This window comes from Bifidobacterium sp. UBA4282 (assembly GCF_002394995.1).
GTDB lineage: Bacteria > Actinomycetota > Actinomycetes > Actinomycetales > Bifidobacteriaceae > Bifidobacterium > Bifidobacterium pullorum_B.
In genome coordinates, this window is sequence record NZ_DGVO01000035.1 from 1 (window position 1) to 15955 (window position 15955).

A 15955-nucleotide genomic window follows, 5' to 3' on the forward strand; every position below is an offset into this window, starting at 1 on the left:
CTCGACCACGGCCGCATCATCGAGCGCGGCACCCACGAGGAGCTGCTGGAGAAGAAGGGCGAGTACTACCAGCTGTACACCGGCGCCATCGAGCTCGACTGATCGCATATCAGTCCGGCCTCGAACCGGGAACGGGGTGCATCCCCCCGTGCCACGACGTCCGTCGAAACCGTGTATGGGCGCGGTTGCGACGGACGTCGTGCCATATGCGGGCAGGATGTGCTCGTAGGGTAAAACGATTGCGGAACCGCTCCAAGCGCGTGTCGCATAGGGTAGTGTGTTGTACACGATGAGGGAGGGAACCGATGGCTTTTGTGACGATTCGTGATGTGGCCCAGAAGGCGGGGGTGTCGATTACGGCCGTCTCGCAGATTCTGCACGGCAAGGGGCGATTCTCCAACGAGACCAAGGAATTGGTGCGCAGGACCGTGGACGAGCTGGGGTACGTCCCGGACTCCCGCGCGCAGGGCATCCGTCTGGCGGAGTCGAAGACGGTGGGGCTGCTGGTGCCGGACATCCGCAATCCGTTCTTCGCCGATCTGGTCTCCTCGATGGAGAAGATGCTGTATGAGAAGGGATACAGCACGCTGATCGGCACGTCCGCAGAGGACGTGGAACGGCAGGACGCGTTCATCACCACACTGCTGGGGCAACGGATCGACGGGGCGATCGTGGTGCCGGAGGGTGCGGAGTCGCCGGGCATCAGGTCGATCATCGACCGCGACTTGCCGTTGGTGTTCGTCGACCGTACCGTGGAGGGGCTCGATACGGTGCCGTCGGTGGTTTCGGATCCGTATCCGGGCATTGAGAGCGCGGTGGAGACGTTGAGCCAGTTGGGGCATCGCCGTGTGGGCTTCGTATCCCATTCGAGCCTGGAATCGGTCAGCGTGAACGAGCGCGAGGTCGCGTTCCGTGCGATCGCCGGCCGTGTGCTGGGAGAGGACGGCGTGGCGGTTGTGGATTGCGACAACACGTTCCGCTCGCGCAAGGATGCGTTGATGGAGCTGTTGTCGGAGGGCGTGAGCGCGATCCTGTTCGCGTATTCCCCGGATGCGATCGCGATCATCGGTCTGTTGCATGACCGCAACATGGATCCCGGCACCGACATATCGGTGGTGTCCTTCGACGATATCGACGCGTTCCGCTTGATGACCCCGCGCGTGGCAATCATTTCGCAGCAGACGGCCGACATGGGGCGGCAGGGTGTGGAGATGCTGTTGTCCAGGATCGGGGCGAAACGCAGGCGGCGCGCGGAGCACCGCCGCATCCCGACGGTATTCGTGCAGCGGGGCTCGGTGGGTGTGGCCCCTCCCGAGCGCCGCATGTGACGCGGCATGTTCTCCGGACGGGTGTGGCACGATAGGGGGAAGGATCACGGCGACGGTGCCGTGTGACCGGTGTGATATCTGATGCGATGCGAATAACGAGGTTTGCATGACGGTTGCGTTGTTGATGGCTGGGCGTATGTTCATCGCCGACATGCGGTGTGACACGGTCTCATCGGATTTTGACAGCGTTGATAAAACGATGTAGCATGACTGTTGTTGGTTGATGAAACGTTACATCACGTTGCATCAGTTGACGAACGCTCAACGCGGAGGTTCAGGAGATGCAGATATCGGTTCGGTACGATGCGCTCACCGTAGACATCTACGAGAGCGTGCGTGCCACGGCGGATTTCCACCGATATGAACGCGAGGACGTACAGGCGGCGCTGGACGGCGGCCTGTGTTCCGTCGTGGCGTATGTCGATGGTGTTCCCGCCGGTATCGGACGTCTGGTCGGTGACGGCCGCATCGCCTTCTTCATCAAGGACCTGGTGGTGTTGCCCGAATACCGTCACCTCGGTATCGGCTCCATGATTCTGGACGCGCTGATCATGCACGTGCGTTCCCGCTGCTGCGAGCATGCCTACGTCGGTCTGATGTCGACTCCTGGGAAGGAACGATTCTACGAAAGCAAAGGCTTCATCCGCCGTCCGACGCCCGAACTGGGCAGCGGTATGGTGCGATTCGTGGATCCGGCGCAGCCGTCGCCGGGGGAGAGCCGCGAGTCGGTCGAGGCGATGAGGTCCACGTTTCTCGATGCGGCGCTTGTGTCCTGACGGTGCCGCCCAACGGCCATCAACCACATTCACCATACGAGGTACGAGAAAAGAGGAGCAATGAAGCCAACTCCACTGATCATCGACACCGATCCGGGCATCGACGACGCCGTCGCCATCGCGCTTGCGTTGTACGCGCCGGAACTGGACGTCAAACTCATCGCCACGGTGGCCGGCAACGTCGGCATCGAGGCCACCACCGGCAACGCGCTCAAGCTGCTCGCCTACTACGGCAAGGACGTTCCGGTCGCCAAGGGCGCCGCGGCCCCGCTGATCCGCCAGCCCGAGGACGCCAGCGACATCCACGGCGCCACCGGCATGGAGGGATTCGACTTCCCCGAGCCCAAGACCGAGCTGCTGCTGGAAAAGAACGCCGTCGAGGCCATGCGCGATGTCCTGATGGCCGCGGAAGAGCCGATTACCATCATGCCGATCGGCCCGCTGACCAACATCGCCCTGCTGCTCAAGGTCTACCCCGAGGTCAAGCCGCAGATCAAGGAGATCGTGCTGATGGGCGGCTCCGTGACCCGTGGCAACAAGGGCGTCATGGCTGAGTTCAACATCTACGTGGACCCCGAAGCGGCCAAGATCGTGCTCGACTCCGGACTCAAGATCACCATGGCCACGCTCGACGCGGGCCTGGGCACCGTGATCCCGCCGGAGCAGACCGCCAAGCTCAAGGACATGGGCAAGGTGGGGCTGATGTCCCACGACCTGTTCCAGCGCTACCGCAAGCGCAGCTTCGGCACCGGTCTGAAGATGTACGACTCCTGCGCGGTCGCCTGCATGCTGCAGCCCGACCTGTTCACGATGCAGGAGACCTACGTCGACGTCGAGCTGGCCGGCTCCCTGACCGCCGGCTGCACCGTGGCCGATCTCAAGGGCTACCTCAAGCACGAGCCGAACGCCACCGTGACCACGGGCGTCGACTCCGAACGATTCTGCGCCTGGTTCATGGAGCGCATGGCGCAGTGCGATTGATACGGTGAGCGCGCCGGCGGTGGACGAACACCGCCGGCGCGCGTTCCCCGTTTCGAACGCACAATGCAATAAGAGAAAGAAAGGAAAAGAGGACTCATGGATATCGTGATGTACCTCGTGGCCATCGCCGCGGTCGCCGTGGTGGTGTTCATGCTCATCAAGAAGATGGACATCAAGATCTCACTGTTCCTGATCGGCATCCTGCTGATGTATGTCGCCATGCTGATGGGCAAGCCCATCGCGTTCTCGGACTTCGCGTCCAGTGGTGTGGCGTGGCTGGATCCGTTCAAGGTGGTGGGTGATCAGTTCGTCTCCACCCTGACCTCCGCCGGTTTCATCATCCTGATCCTGGGTGGCTACACCGCCTACATGTCCAAGATCGGCGCCAACGACGTCACCGTCAGCGTGCTCTCGAAGCCGCTGGCCCACATTAAGTCGGCGTATGTGCTCGTGCCGATCACGTTCCTGCTGGGCAATCTGCTCTCGCTGGTCGTGCCGAGCGCCTCGAACCTGGCCATCATCCTGTTGGCCACCCTGTACCCGGTCATGCGTCAGGCGGGCATGAGCACGCTGAGCGCCGCGGCCGTCGTGGCCACCACCGCCACGATCATCCCGACCCCGCTGGGTTCGGACAACGTGGCGATCGCGGCCGAACTGGCCAACACCGAGGCCTTCGCCGGCATCACCTCCAGCGAGTACGTGTTCCGTTACCACGCGCTCGTCTCCATCCCGACCCTGCTGCTGATGGCCATCATCCACTACTTCTGGCAGCGGTTCATGGACAAGCGCGGCGGCGCCGCCATGGTTGACGACGGCGAGATCGAGCTGGCCGAGGTCAAGCAGATCACCGGGGGCGCGCTGTACCGCACCGTGTACGGCATCCTGCCGCTGCTGCCGATCATCATGCTGCTCGTGGTGTTCGCCATCACCTCCATCACCGGCCTCAAGATCGACATCAGCGTGCAGCTGGCCTCGATTCTGTCCTTCGTCATCGCCATCGTCTGCGAGCTGATCCGCAGCCGTAACGGCCGTGCCACGCTGGACGGCACCGAGGCGTTCTTCAAGGGCATGGGCGGCGCGATGCCGATCGTGGCCCTGCTGGTGGCCGCCTCCGTGTTCGTCGTCGGCCTGCAGTCGATCGGCCTGATCGACGCGCTGCAGAACGCGATGACCGGCATGCAGGGCTCCGGCATGGGCTTCGTCCTGCCGCTGCTGCTCGTGGGCCTGACCGCGCTGATCGTGATCCTGTCCGGCTCCGGCACCGCGCTGTTCTTCGCGATGGTGCCGCTGATGGTCCCGCTGGCCGCGGCCGCCGGCATCAACGTGCTCGCCGTGTCCATCCCGATGGGCCTGGCCGGCAACCTGCTGCGCGCCGTGTCCCCGGTCTCCGCCGTGGTCATGATCGTCGCCGGCACCACCAAGAAGAGCCCGCTCGAGATCGTCCGCCGCACCAGCGTCCCGATGATCTCCGGCGTCGTGATCATGTTCATCCTGTCCATGATCGTCTTCCTGCCGATGGGAGCGTGATAGCAGCGATCAACTAGATACTTTCCTTCCCTCTCTCCCATATGGGTCGGCCCGGGTGACCGGGTCGGCCCTCTTTCCATAACGTTGGCACCTCGGTATCCGACAGCGGTCCACGGACGGTCGGAACCTCCGCGGCACATCGTCGTAGCGGCGGCACCGGTCGATGACGACCGGAATGCACCGAGGCAGAAGAAAGAAGAAGAACATGGATATCGTGATGGTCCTGGTGGCCGTGGTCGCGGTCGCCGCGGTGGTTTTCATGCTCATCAAGAAGATGGACATCAAGATCTCGTTGTTTCTGATCGGCATCCTGCTGATGTACGTGGCCATGGCCATGGGCCGGCCGATCGCGTTCTCGGACTTCGCGTCCAGTGGCGTGGCGTGGCTCGACCCGTTCAAGGTGGTGGGTGACCAGTTCGTCTCCACCCTGACCTCCGCGGGCTTCGTCATGCTGATCCTGGGCGGCTACACCGCCTACATGTCCAGGATCGGCGCCAACGAGGTCACGGTCAGCGTATTATCCAAGCCGCTGGGGCATATCAAGTCGGCGTATGTGCTCGTGCCGATCACGTTCCTGCTGGGCAATCTGCTCTCGCTGGTCATCCCCAGCGCTTCCAACCTGTCGATCATCTTGCTGGCCACGTTGTTCCCCGTGCTGCGTCAGGCGGGCATGAGCACGCTGAGCGCCGCGGCCGTGGTGGCCACCAGCGCCACCGTCATGCCCACGCCGTTGGGGTCGGACAACATCGCCATCTCCGCCGAGCTGGCCGAAACCGCGCAGTTCGCCGGCATCACCGCCAGCGAATACGTATTCCGGTACCACGTACTGGTCTCCATCCCCACCTTGTTCGCCATGGCCGTGGCGCATTACTTCTGGCAGCGGTTCATGGACCGGCGCGACGAGCGGCTGGGTCGGGTGGCCGTCACCGACGACGGTCAGATCGAGCTGGCCGAGGTCAAGCAGATCACCGGGGGCGCGCTGTATCGCACCGTGTACGCGATCCTGCCGCTGCTGCCGATCATCATGCTGCTCGTGGTGTTCGCCATCACCTCCATCACCGGATTCGACATCGACATCAGCGTGCAGCTGGCTTCGATCCTGTCCTTTGTCATCGCGATCATCTGCGAGTTCGTCCGCACGCGCGACGCCCGCAAGACCCTGGATGACACTGAGTCCTTCTTCAAGGGCATGGGCGGTGCAATGCCGGTTGTGGCATTGCTGGTCGCGGCGTCGGTGTTCGTGGTCGGTCTGCAGTCGATCGGCCTGATCGACGCGCTGCAGAACGCGATGACCGGCATCCAGGGTGGCGGGCTCGGTTTCGTCCTGCCGCTGCTGCTCGTGGGTCTGACCGCGCTGATCGTGATCCTGTCGGGCTCCGGCACCGCGCTGTTCTTCGCGATGGTGCCGCTGATGATTCCGCTGGCGGCCGCGGCGGGCATCAACGTGCTCGCCGTGACGATCCCGATGAGCCTGGCCGGCAACCTGCTGCGCGAGCTCTCACCGGTGGCCGGTGTCATCATGATCGTCTCCGGTACGGTCAAGAAGAGCCCGTTCGAGATCATCCGCCGCACCAGCGTCCCGATGATCGTGGGCGTGGTGGTGATGTTCGTGCTCTCGATGGCCATCTTCCTGCCCATGGGCACCGCCTGATCCCCGGACTTTCCGAAACACGCCCGGCCTGTACGGACTCTGACACATCGTGACTCTGATACATCCCGAGAATCGTCGGAATTTCAACGATTCCAAACTTGTGTCAGGGTCACAAAGTGTCAGAGTCCGCAGAAGCCGGGCGTGTCAGGGCGTTACCGGGGTGAACGGCTCAGTCGATCGGGCCCCAGATCGCTTCGGGGAACAATACCGGCTCGATTTCGCGCCACATCGCCACCAGGTCGCGGCCGGGCTCTCGCAGCCATTTGATTTGGATGCCGTCCATCGCCATCATCGCCGCGTTGAGTGTGGCGTGGACGTCCACACCTTCGGGAATCCGCCAACAGGGGTTGTCCGCCAGATGCTCCAGCAGCCGCTCCCTGTCCTGGAAGTACTGGCGCGCCGGGTGGTCCGGGTTGAGGGTTTCGGTGTTGAGCATCGTGAACAGCCGGACCAGATGCGGGCGCTCGGCGTTCTGGGCCACGATGTCGCGCAGGTATTCGGGCAACGACACCGTTCCGACGGGTTGGTCGTTGCCGTCCGCGCCGAGCTTGGCCATGGCGTCGGCGTCGTACACGTCGCGCATGACCAGGGTCAGCAGGTTGTCCTTGCTGCCGATGTAGTGCAGCAGTCCTGCCTTGGTCAGGCCCACCGCGTCGGCGAGCGACTGCAGCGACGTGGCGTAGTATCCGGACCGTCCGAACAGTTCAGCCGCGGTGCGTTCGATCTGGCTCAACCGTTCCGGGTCGCGGTGTGGCATGACGTGCTCCTTGGTGTTGGAGGGGTTGGTGCGGTAGGAGCGGTGCTGCGCGATGCGACGGTGTGGAGGCTGTCCGTGGCCGTGTTCGGCCGCAGCGGTATCTTACCGACCGAATGGTCTGATATCTGGTGACGTTACCACGGAGCGTTGTCGTTTGCGGCGCAACGCCGTGTGGCAGACATGCTTGCGGATATGCCGGTTCGGCGATAGCATAATACTTACCGACCGGTCGGTATTTGAGTGGTGAATCGATGCCGACGGTGTCAATCAACGACGATGCGCCAAAAGGACATGAAGGAGCGAAACCGATGAGCGACTATCCCTCCGTAAACGACCTGACCCTTGAGGAGAAGGCCGCGCTGACCAGCGGCACCAACCCGTGGAGCCTGGGCAATGTGGCGGACAAGGGCCTACCGAACTACACCATCACCGACGGTCCGCACGGCCTGCGCAAGGCCCGGAACACCGAATCGATGGATGTCGAGGAGAACGTGCCCGCCACCTGCTTCCCTCCGGCGGCCAGCATGGCCTGCTCGTGGAACCCGGAACTCGTCGAACGCGTCGGCGAAGCGATGGGCGAGGAATGCATCCAGGAACAGGTGGCCGTCATCCTCGGCCCCGGCGTCAACATCAAGCGCAACCCGCTCGGCGGCCGCTGCTTCGAATACTGGAGCGAGGACCCGTACCTGGCCGGCCACACCGCCGTCGGCATCGTCAAGGGCGTGCAGTCCAAGGGCGTGGGCACCTCGCTGAAGCATTTCGCCGCCAACAATCAGGAGACCGACCGTCTGCGCATCAGCGCTACGATCTCCCCGCGCGCCCTGCGCGAGATCTACCTGCCGGCCTTCGAATACATCGTCAAAACCGCCCAGCCGTGGACCGTCATGTGCTCGTACAACAAGATCAACGGCGTGTTCTCCTCGCAGAACCGTTGGCTGCTCACCGACGTGCTGCGCGGCGAATGGGGCTTCAAGGGCATCGTCATGTCCGACTGGGGCGCGGTCAGCGACCGTGTGGCCGCACTCAACGCCGGTCTGAACCTGGAGATGCCGCCGAGCAATACGGACGACCAGATCGTGGCCGCCGCCAAGGACGGGCGCATCCCCGCCGCCCAGCTGGACAAGATGGCCCAAGGCATGATCGACCTGGTCGCCAAGGCCCGCCCCGCCATGAGCCGGGACGGCTACCGGTACGATGTGGACGCCCACAACGAGATCGCCCGCCAGGCCGCCGTCGAATCGATGGTGCTGCTCAAGAACGAGGACGCCACCCTGCCGGTCGCCAAGAGCGCCAAGATCGCCGTCATCGGCGAATTCGCCCGCACACCACGCTACCAGGGCGCCGGCTCCTCGCTGATCAACCCGACCAAGCTCACCAGCTTCCTCGACGCAATCGAAGAGCGCGGCGTCGCGGCCGACTTCGCCCCCGGCTTCACGCTGGACGACGCGGCGCAGGACCCGGCACTGACCGAGCAGGCCGTGACGGCCGCCGAGCAGGCCGACGTCGTACTGCTGTTCCTCGGCCTGCCCGCCGCCTACGAGTCCGAAGGCTTCGACCGCAACACGCTCGACATCCCAGCCAAGCAGGTCGAGGTGCTTGAGGCCGTGGCCGCCGCGAACCCGAACGTGGCGGTCGTGCTGTCGAACGGTTCCGTGGTCTCGCTGCCGTGGCGGGGCCGCGCCAAGACGATCCTGGAGACCTGGCTGTTGGGGCAGGCCGGCGGCGCGGCGCTCGCCGACGTGATCTTCGGCGACGAAGCCCCGTCCGGCAAACTCGCGCAGACCATCATCGACGATGTGAACGACGATCCGTCCGCCATGAATTGGCCGGGCGAGGAGGGCCACGTCGATTACGGCGAGGGGGTGTTCGTCGGATACCGGTACTACGACACCTTCCGCAAGCAGGTCACCTACCCGTTCGGCTACGGCCTGTCCTACGCCACGTTCGACGTGCACGACGCGACCGTGGCCAAGACCGGTCCGCGCGACGCCGAGGTGACCGTGACCGTGACCAACACCTCCGATGTGGCCGGCGCCGAAATCGTGCAGGTCTACGTGGCCCCGCCGAAGGCCAAGGTCGCGCGCCCGGTGCACGAGCTCAAGGGCTTCGCCAAGGTCTCGCTCGCGCCGGGCGAGTCGAAGAGCGTCACCATCGCGCTGGACGACCGCGCCTTCGCCTATTGGTCGGAGCGGTTCGACGACTGGCATGTGGAGGGCGGCACCTACACGGTCGAAGTCGGCGTCTCCTCGCGCGACATCGTCTCGCGGCTCGACGTCGAGATTGACGACGATGGCAAGATCATGAACCTCGACGAATGGTCGACCTTCGGCGAATGGCTCGACGATCCGATCGGCGCGCCGATCCTGCAGCACGTGCTCGACGACATGGGCAGGGAGGCCGGCCATCCGGTCATCCCGGACAGTGCGCTGATGGTCATGTTCCTGCGCAGCATGCCGCTCAACTCGCTCGGCGTGATCCTGGGCGAAACCGGGCGCCAGCTGGCCCGCAACCTGGCTGAGTCCTACCGCAAGGTCACCGCTCGGCGCTGAACTTCGGACTCTGATGCATCGTGACCGTGATGCATCGTGACTCTGATGCATCGTGACTTTGATACATCGTGACCGTGATCTCAGTTGCGAATCGTTGAAATTCCAACGATTCTCGCAAAGGATCATGGTCACGATGTGTCAGAGTCCGGAGAGTTCGGGAGTGTTGGGCGGAATGAGGGTGATACGGCGGCGGGGCCGTCCCCACCTCGGTGCTACAATGGGCGGCGTTCACGGCGATGATCCGTTATCAGCGGGGAGCCATCGGAAGAACGGCGGCGGGCCCACACCGGCCCGATGCCCAGTAGAACCGACGGGACCGGCCCGACACAGCCGGACACAAGCGGTCGCATCGAGATCGCGCGGGATGGGTCCCGCGGCATCCGACATGCGGCAAGCGAGGTGGTACCGCGGTGGTGATCGCGGATACCGGTGACTTGGCCGGGTGGGGCATTATTCCCAAACCGGACAGCAGTCCCGGACCCAATCGCCGTCGTCCTCGTGGCAGTAGAAGTAACGGAACAGACCTGCACGAGGAGAGACACGGTGAGCGAAACCACCCATTCCCATGTGTATCCCAAGGCCGCAGCCGGCGAGCAGAGCGCCAACGTCGCTCCGAACCCGAGCTTCCCGCAGCTGGAGACCGACGTTCTCGACTATTGGGACAAAGACGATACCTTCCAGAAGTCCATCGACCGCAACCCGTCCGGCGACCACAGCCAGAACGAGTTCGTGTTCTTCGACGGCCCGCCGTTCGCCAACGGCCTGCCGCATTACGGCCACCTGCTGACCGGCTACGCCAAGGACGTGATCCCGCGCTACCAGACCATGAAGGGCCGCAAGGTCAACCGCGTCTTCGGCTGGGACACCCACGGCCTGCCCGCCGAGCTTGAGGCACAGAAGGAGCTGGGCATCGAGTCGGTGGACCAGATCGAGCAGATGGGCATCGCCAAGTTCAACGACGCCTGCCGCTCCTCCGTGCTCAAGTACACCAACGAATGGCAGGATTACGTGCACCGTCAGGCCCGCTGGGTCGACTTCGAGCACGGCTACAAGACCCTGAACATCCCGTACATGGAATCGGTGATGTGGGCGTTCAAGCAGTTGTACGACAAGGGTCTGGCCTATCAGGGCTACCGCGTGCTGCCGTACTGCCCGAAGGACCAGACGCCGCTGAGCGCGCACGAGCTGCGCATGGATGCCGACGTGTACCAGGACCGTCAGGACACCACCGTGTCCGTGGCCGTCAAGCTGAAGGACGAGGACGACGCCTACGCCGTGTTCTGGACCACCACGCCGTGGACCGTGCCCACGAACTTCGCGATCGTGGTCGGCGCGGACATCGACTACGTGGAGGTCAAGCCCGTCGAAGGCAAGTTCGCCGGTAAGAAGTTCTACTTCGCCAAGGCCCTGCTCGGCTCCTACGCCAAGGAACTCGGCGAGGACTACGAGGTCGTGCGCGAACTCAAGGGCGCCGACATGGTCGGTTGGCGCTACTGGCCGGTCTTCCCGTACTTCGCGGGCGAGGACGCGCTCGCCGAGGGCGGCACCCCGGGCCCCAACGCCTACCAGATCTTCACCGCCGACTACGTGGACACCACCGAGGGCACCGGCCTGGTGCACCAGGCCCCCTACGGCGAGGACGATATGAACACGCTGAACGCCCACGGCATCACGTCCGTGGACGTGCTTGACGCGGGCTGCACGTTCACGTCGCTGTGCCCTGAGTATGAGGGCATGTTCGTGTTCGACGCCAACCTGCCGATCCTGCGCAACCTGCGCGCCGGCGACGGCCCGCTGGCCGCCGTGCCGGAGGAGCACCGCGCCATCCTGTTTCAGGAGAAGAGCTACGTGCACTCCTACCCGCACTGCTGGCGTTGCGCCACCCCGCTAATCTATAAGCCGGTTTCCAGCTGGTTCGTGTCCGTCACCAAGATCAAGGACCGTCTGCTTGAACTCAACCAGCAGATCAACTGGATCCCGGACAACGTCAAGGACGGCCAGTTCGGCAAGTGGCTGGCCAACGCCCGCGACTGGTCGATCTCCCGCAACCGTTTCTGGGGCTCGCCGATCCCGGTGTGGGTCTCCGACGACCCGGCCCATCCGCGCGTGGACGTCTACGGCTCGCTGGAGGAGCTCAAGGCCGACTTCGGCGACTACCCGCGCGACGACAAGGGCGAGATCAACATGCACCGCCCGTGGATCGACAACCTGACCCGTCCGAACCCGGACGACCCGACCGGCAAGTCCACGATGCGCCGCATCACCGACGTGCTCGACTGCTGGTTCGAGTCTGGTTCGATGCCGTTCGCGCAGTTCCACTATCCGTTCGAGAACAAGGAGTTCTTCGAGCAGCACTTCCCGTGCGACTACATCGTGGAGTACATCGGCCAGACCCGCGGCTGGTTCTACACCCTGCACATCATGGCCACCGCGCTGTTCGACAAGCCGGCGTACAAGAACGTGATCTGCCACGGCATCGTGCTCGGCTCCGACGGCCAGAAGATGTCGAAGCACCTGCGCAACTACCCGGACGTCAACGGCGTGTTCGACCAGTACGGCTCCGATGCGATGCGTTGGTTCCTGATGAGTTCGCCGATCCTGCGCGGCGGCAACCTCATCGTGACCGCCGATGGCATCCGTGATACGGTGCGTCAGGTCATGCTGCCGGTGTGGAGCTCGTACTATTTCTTCACGCTGTATGCGAACGCCGCGAACGGCGGTGCCGGGTATGACGCGCGCCTGCTGCGCGCCGACGAGGTGGCCGCGCTGCCCGAGATGGACCGCTACCTGCTGGCCCGCACCCGCCGCCTGGTGGAGTCTGCGACCAAGTCCCTCGACGAGTTCGCGATCTCCGACGCCTGCGACGCGGTGACCGATTACATCGACCTGCTGACCAACTGGTACATTCGCAACACCCGCGACCGGTTCTGGAATGAGGACGGGAACGCGTTCAACACGCTGTACACCGCGCTGGAGACGTTCATGCGCGTGCTCGCCCCGCTCGCCCCGATGGAGGCCGAGGCCGTGTGGCGCGGCCTGACCGGCGGCGAATCCGTGCATCTGGCCGATTGGCCGACGCTGGTGGACGCGGAGACCGGAGAGGCGACCGAGCTGGGCCGCGTGCTGGTGGATGACCCGGCGCTGGTGGATGCGATGGAGAAGGTGCGTGAGGTGGTGTCCGCCGCGCTCTCGCTGCGCAAGGCGGAGCAGATCCGCGTGCGTCAGCCGTTGGCCCGCATGACCGTGGTCACCGAGAACCCGGATGCGGTGCGCGCCTATGAGGATATCCTGAAGTCCGAGCTCAACATCAAGGCCGTGGAGCTGTGCACGCTGGATGAGGCCGCCGAGCACGGGCTGCGAATCATCAATGAGCTGCGCGTCAACGCCCGCGTGGCTGGCAAACGTCTGCGCAAGGACGTCCAGTTCGCCATCAAGGCCTCCAAGTCCGGCGCCTGGCATGTGGACGCCGCCGGTGCGCCGGTGGTGGAGACCCCGTCCGGCGAGATCGCGCTGGAGGAGGGCGAGTACGAGCTGATCAACCGCGTGGAGGAGGCGAACCCGTCCGACGCCGACAGCATCGTGTCCGCGGCGCTGCCGACCGGCGGCTTCGTGATCCTCGATACCACGCTGAACGACGACCTGATCGCCGAAGGCTATGCGCGCGATGCGATCCGCTCCGTGCAGGACGCCCGCAAGGAGGCCGGACTCGACATCGCCGACCGCATCGTGCTCAAGCTTACGGTGCCGGCCGCCGACGCCCCGAAGGCCGAACAGTTCCGCGACCTGATCGCCGGCGAGACCCTGGCCACCACGCTCGAGATCACGGCCAGCGACACCGCCGCCGACCTCGGCATCGAGGTCGCCAAGGCCTGAACCATAGGCCGGCTACCGAACGCAAAACAACAACACGGAAAGTCCCCGAACCAATCGGGGACTTTCCCCATATGTCGGTGACGAGGGATCGGAGCGGATGTCATGACGCATATTGTGGCGGGAATCCTGGCGCATGTGGATGCCGGCAAGACCACGCTGTCCGAAGCATTGCTCTACCGTTCCGGAGGCATTCGCAAACTTGGGCGAGTGGACCACGGCGACGCCTTCCTCGACACCGAATCGCTGGAGAAACAACGCGGCATCACCATCCATGCCCACCAGGCATCCGTGCGCTGCGGCAATCTGGACCTCACTTTGCTGGACACACCCGGCCACGTGGACTTCGCCGCCGAAACCGAACGGGTGCTGCGCGTACTCGACTATGCGATTCTTGTGGTCTCCGGCACCGACGGCGTGCAAGGCCACACCGAAACCCTGTGGCGACTGCTCGCCCGATACCAGGTGCCCACCTTCATCTTCGTCAACAAGATGGACGCCGCCGGCGCCGATAGAGCCGTGGCGCTCGCCGATTTGCGCCGTCGCCTGTCCGACGCCGTCTATGAGCTGCCGATGGTTGCCTCGGATTCCGGTGCCTCTGACTCCTTGCCACTTATCGAAATCGCCCAATGGCAGCATGCGGAGGATGCCGAGAACGTCGCCACGCTCGATGAATCGGCGATGGACGAGTATCTGGAAACCGGCGGCATCACCCTGGCGCGGCTGCGGACCATGATCGCCGAACGCAAGCTGTTCCCGGTGTTCTTCGGTTCCGCCCTGAAAGTCGACGGCGTCGACGAATTCATGGCCGGATTGGAGGCCTACGTGCGCGAACCGCAATGGCCCGCGGAGTTCGGCGCGCGCATCTACAAGATCTCCCATGACGCCCAACACAATCGCTTGACTTGGCTCAAGGTCACCGGCGGCGCTCTCAAGGCTAAGGCCCTGCTCGCTGACGCTGACGGCACGTGGCAGGAGAAGGCCGACCAGGTCCGCGTCTACAACGGCGCCAAGTTTGACATCGCCACCGACATCCCCGCCGGAAGCGTCTGTGCAGTTACCGGTCTGACCCGCACCTTCCCCGGCGAGGGGCTCGGCATCGAACCCGATGCGGAATCGCCCAGCATCCAGCCGGTGCTCACCTACACGGTGCTGCCGCCCGACACCGATCTGGACGCGCTCGCCGAACGTGCCGCCGCGGCGCGCACGGCAGTGTCGACGTCGACGGAGCAGGGCGAGGAATCGGACGACGAGCAATCGAAGAACGCTGAATCCGAAGCGGATTCCACTACGCCGCCGATGCCGAGCTTCGACGATCTGACCCTGCACAAGGTCACCACCGCGCTGCGTGAACTGGAGGACGAGGATCCGCTGCTGCACGTGGTCTGGCAGGAACGGTTGCGCGAGGTGCACGTGCAGCTGATGGGTGCCGTGCAGCTGGAAATCATCCAACAGGAACTGCACGACCGGTTCGGCTTGGACGTGGTGTTCGGTCCGGGCGGCATCCTGTATCGGGAGACCATCACGGCACCGATCGAGGGCGTGGGACATTTCGAACCGTTGCGGCATTACGCTGAGGCGCACATCCGGTTGGAGCCGGGTGAGCCGGGCAGCGGCGTGCGGATTGCGACCGCGGTGAGTGAGAACGTGCTGGACCGCAACTGGCAGCGGCTGATCATGACGCATCTGGGGGAGCGTGAGCACTTGGGCGTGCTGATCGGTGCGCCGCTGACCGATGTCAAACTGACGCTTGTGGGCGGCCGCGCACACCTGAAGCATACGGAAGGCGGCGATTTCCGCCAGGCCACATACCGGGCGATCCGGCAGGGGCTGATGGAGCTGCGCGTGGGCGTGGAAGGCCGGCCGTCGGCGGCGGAAGGGCAGACCGACGCTGAATTTGTGCAGGAGGCGATGGACAAGGGGCGCGGGTATTGCCGTGTGTTGGAACCGTGGTACCGGTTCCGATTGGAGGTGCCGCAGGATATGGTCGGACGGGCGATGTCCGATATTCAGCGCATGGCGGGTACCTTCGAGATGGGCGACGATGTGGGCGCTGGTTTCGGTTCTGGCGCGGCGGCGTCTACCGGTTCCGCGACGGATGCCGACTACGCCGTGCTGACGGGGGAGTGCCCGGTCTCCGAGATGCGCGACTACGCGATGGACGTGAACGCGTACACGCATGGTCGAGGACGGCTGAGCTGCACGTTCGCCGGATACCGTCCCTGCCATGACGAGGAGCGGGTGGTGCGAGAGGCGCACTATGATCCGGAGTCGGATTTGGACAATACCCCCGATTCGGTGTTCTGCGCCCACGGCGCCGGCTACCCGGTCAAGTGGTACAAGGTGCCGGAGTTCGCGCACGTGGAGTATGCGGGGTAGGAACTTCTGATTTGATGCTATACTGGTCATTGCTAATTCTCAGTAAGAGCGGACATGATAGCCGCTTTGAATGCTAAGCAGATTTTCTGCAGGGGCAGGTTTCCTGCCCCGTTTTTATTTTTCCCGGATATACTGGT

9 protein-coding genes are annotated in these 15955 nt (G+C 64.1%); 8 read left to right on the plus strand and 1 reads right to left on the minus strand.

The features are described 5' to 3' along the window. Positions 1-305 precede the first annotated feature (305 nt). The 5 genes from B4C31_RS04960 to dcuC (B4C31_RS04980) all read left to right on the plus strand — a co-directional run bounded on the left by B4C31_RS04960 (position 306) and on the right by dcuC (B4C31_RS04980) (position 6263). Positions 306-1328: a LacI family DNA-binding transcriptional regulator gene (locus B4C31_RS04960; protein WP_291531575.1), complete on the plus strand. Its 1023-nt coding sequence runs from the start codon at positions 306-308 to the stop codon at positions 1326-1328. Positions 1329-1609: 281 nt separating this feature from the next. Then, a complete protein-coding gene (locus B4C31_RS04965; RefSeq protein ID WP_081883107.1) occupies positions 1610-2104 on the plus strand; it encodes a GNAT family N-acetyltransferase in 495 nt (164 codons plus the stop codon). 60 nt (positions 2105-2164) lie between these two features. Beyond that, on the plus strand, positions 2165-3085 hold the full coding sequence (gene rihC, locus B4C31_RS04970; protein ID WP_291531576.1) for a ribonucleoside hydrolase RihC: 921 nt from the start codon (positions 2165-2167) through the stop codon (positions 3083-3085). A gap of 96 nt (positions 3086-3181) precedes the next feature. Continuing rightward, complete coding sequence (dcuC, locus tag B4C31_RS04975; protein WP_291531577.1) at positions 3182-4612, plus strand: C4-dicarboxylate transporter DcuC; 1431 nt, start codon at positions 3182-3184, stop codon at positions 4610-4612. Positions 4613-4817: 205 nt separating this feature from the next. After that, a complete protein-coding gene (gene dcuC / locus B4C31_RS04980) occupies positions 4818-6263 on the plus strand; it encodes a C4-dicarboxylate transporter DcuC (RefSeq protein ID WP_043168992.1) in 1446 nt (481 codons plus the stop codon). A 169-nt stretch (positions 6264-6432) separates the two neighbouring features. On the opposite strand, the gene B4C31_RS04985 is transcribed toward dcuC (B4C31_RS04980), so the two are convergent. After that, the gene (locus B4C31_RS04985) at positions 6433-7020 is read right to left on the minus strand and encodes a TetR/AcrR family transcriptional regulator (RefSeq protein WP_291531578.1); all 588 of its coding nucleotides are present in this window, start codon (positions 7018-7020) and stop codon (positions 6433-6435) included. 308 nt (positions 7021-7328) lie between these two features. Here B4C31_RS04985 and B4C31_RS04990 point away from each other — a divergent pair, with 308 nt between their 5' ends. The 3 genes from B4C31_RS04990 to B4C31_RS05000 all read left to right on the plus strand — a co-directional run bounded on the left by B4C31_RS04990 (position 7329) and on the right by B4C31_RS05000 (position 15818). Then, positions 7329-9569: an exo-alpha-(1->6)-L-arabinopyranosidase gene (locus tag B4C31_RS04990; RefSeq protein ID WP_291531579.1), complete on the plus strand. Its 2241-nt coding sequence runs from the start codon at positions 7329-7331 to the stop codon at positions 9567-9569. A 543-nt stretch (positions 9570-10112) separates the two neighbouring features. Further along, the gene (ileS, locus tag B4C31_RS04995) at positions 10113-13442 is read left to right on the plus strand and encodes a mupirocin-resistant isoleucine--tRNA ligase (RefSeq protein ID WP_291531580.1); all 3330 of its coding nucleotides are present in this window, start codon (positions 10113-10115) and stop codon (positions 13440-13442) included. A gap of 102 nt (positions 13443-13544) precedes the next feature. After that, positions 13545-15818 carry an elongation factor G gene (locus B4C31_RS05000; RefSeq protein WP_291531581.1) on the plus strand — a complete coding sequence of 758 codons (2274 nt, stop codon included), beginning with the start codon at positions 13545-13547 and terminating at the stop codon, positions 15816-15818. Positions 15819-15955: the final 137 nt, after the last annotated feature.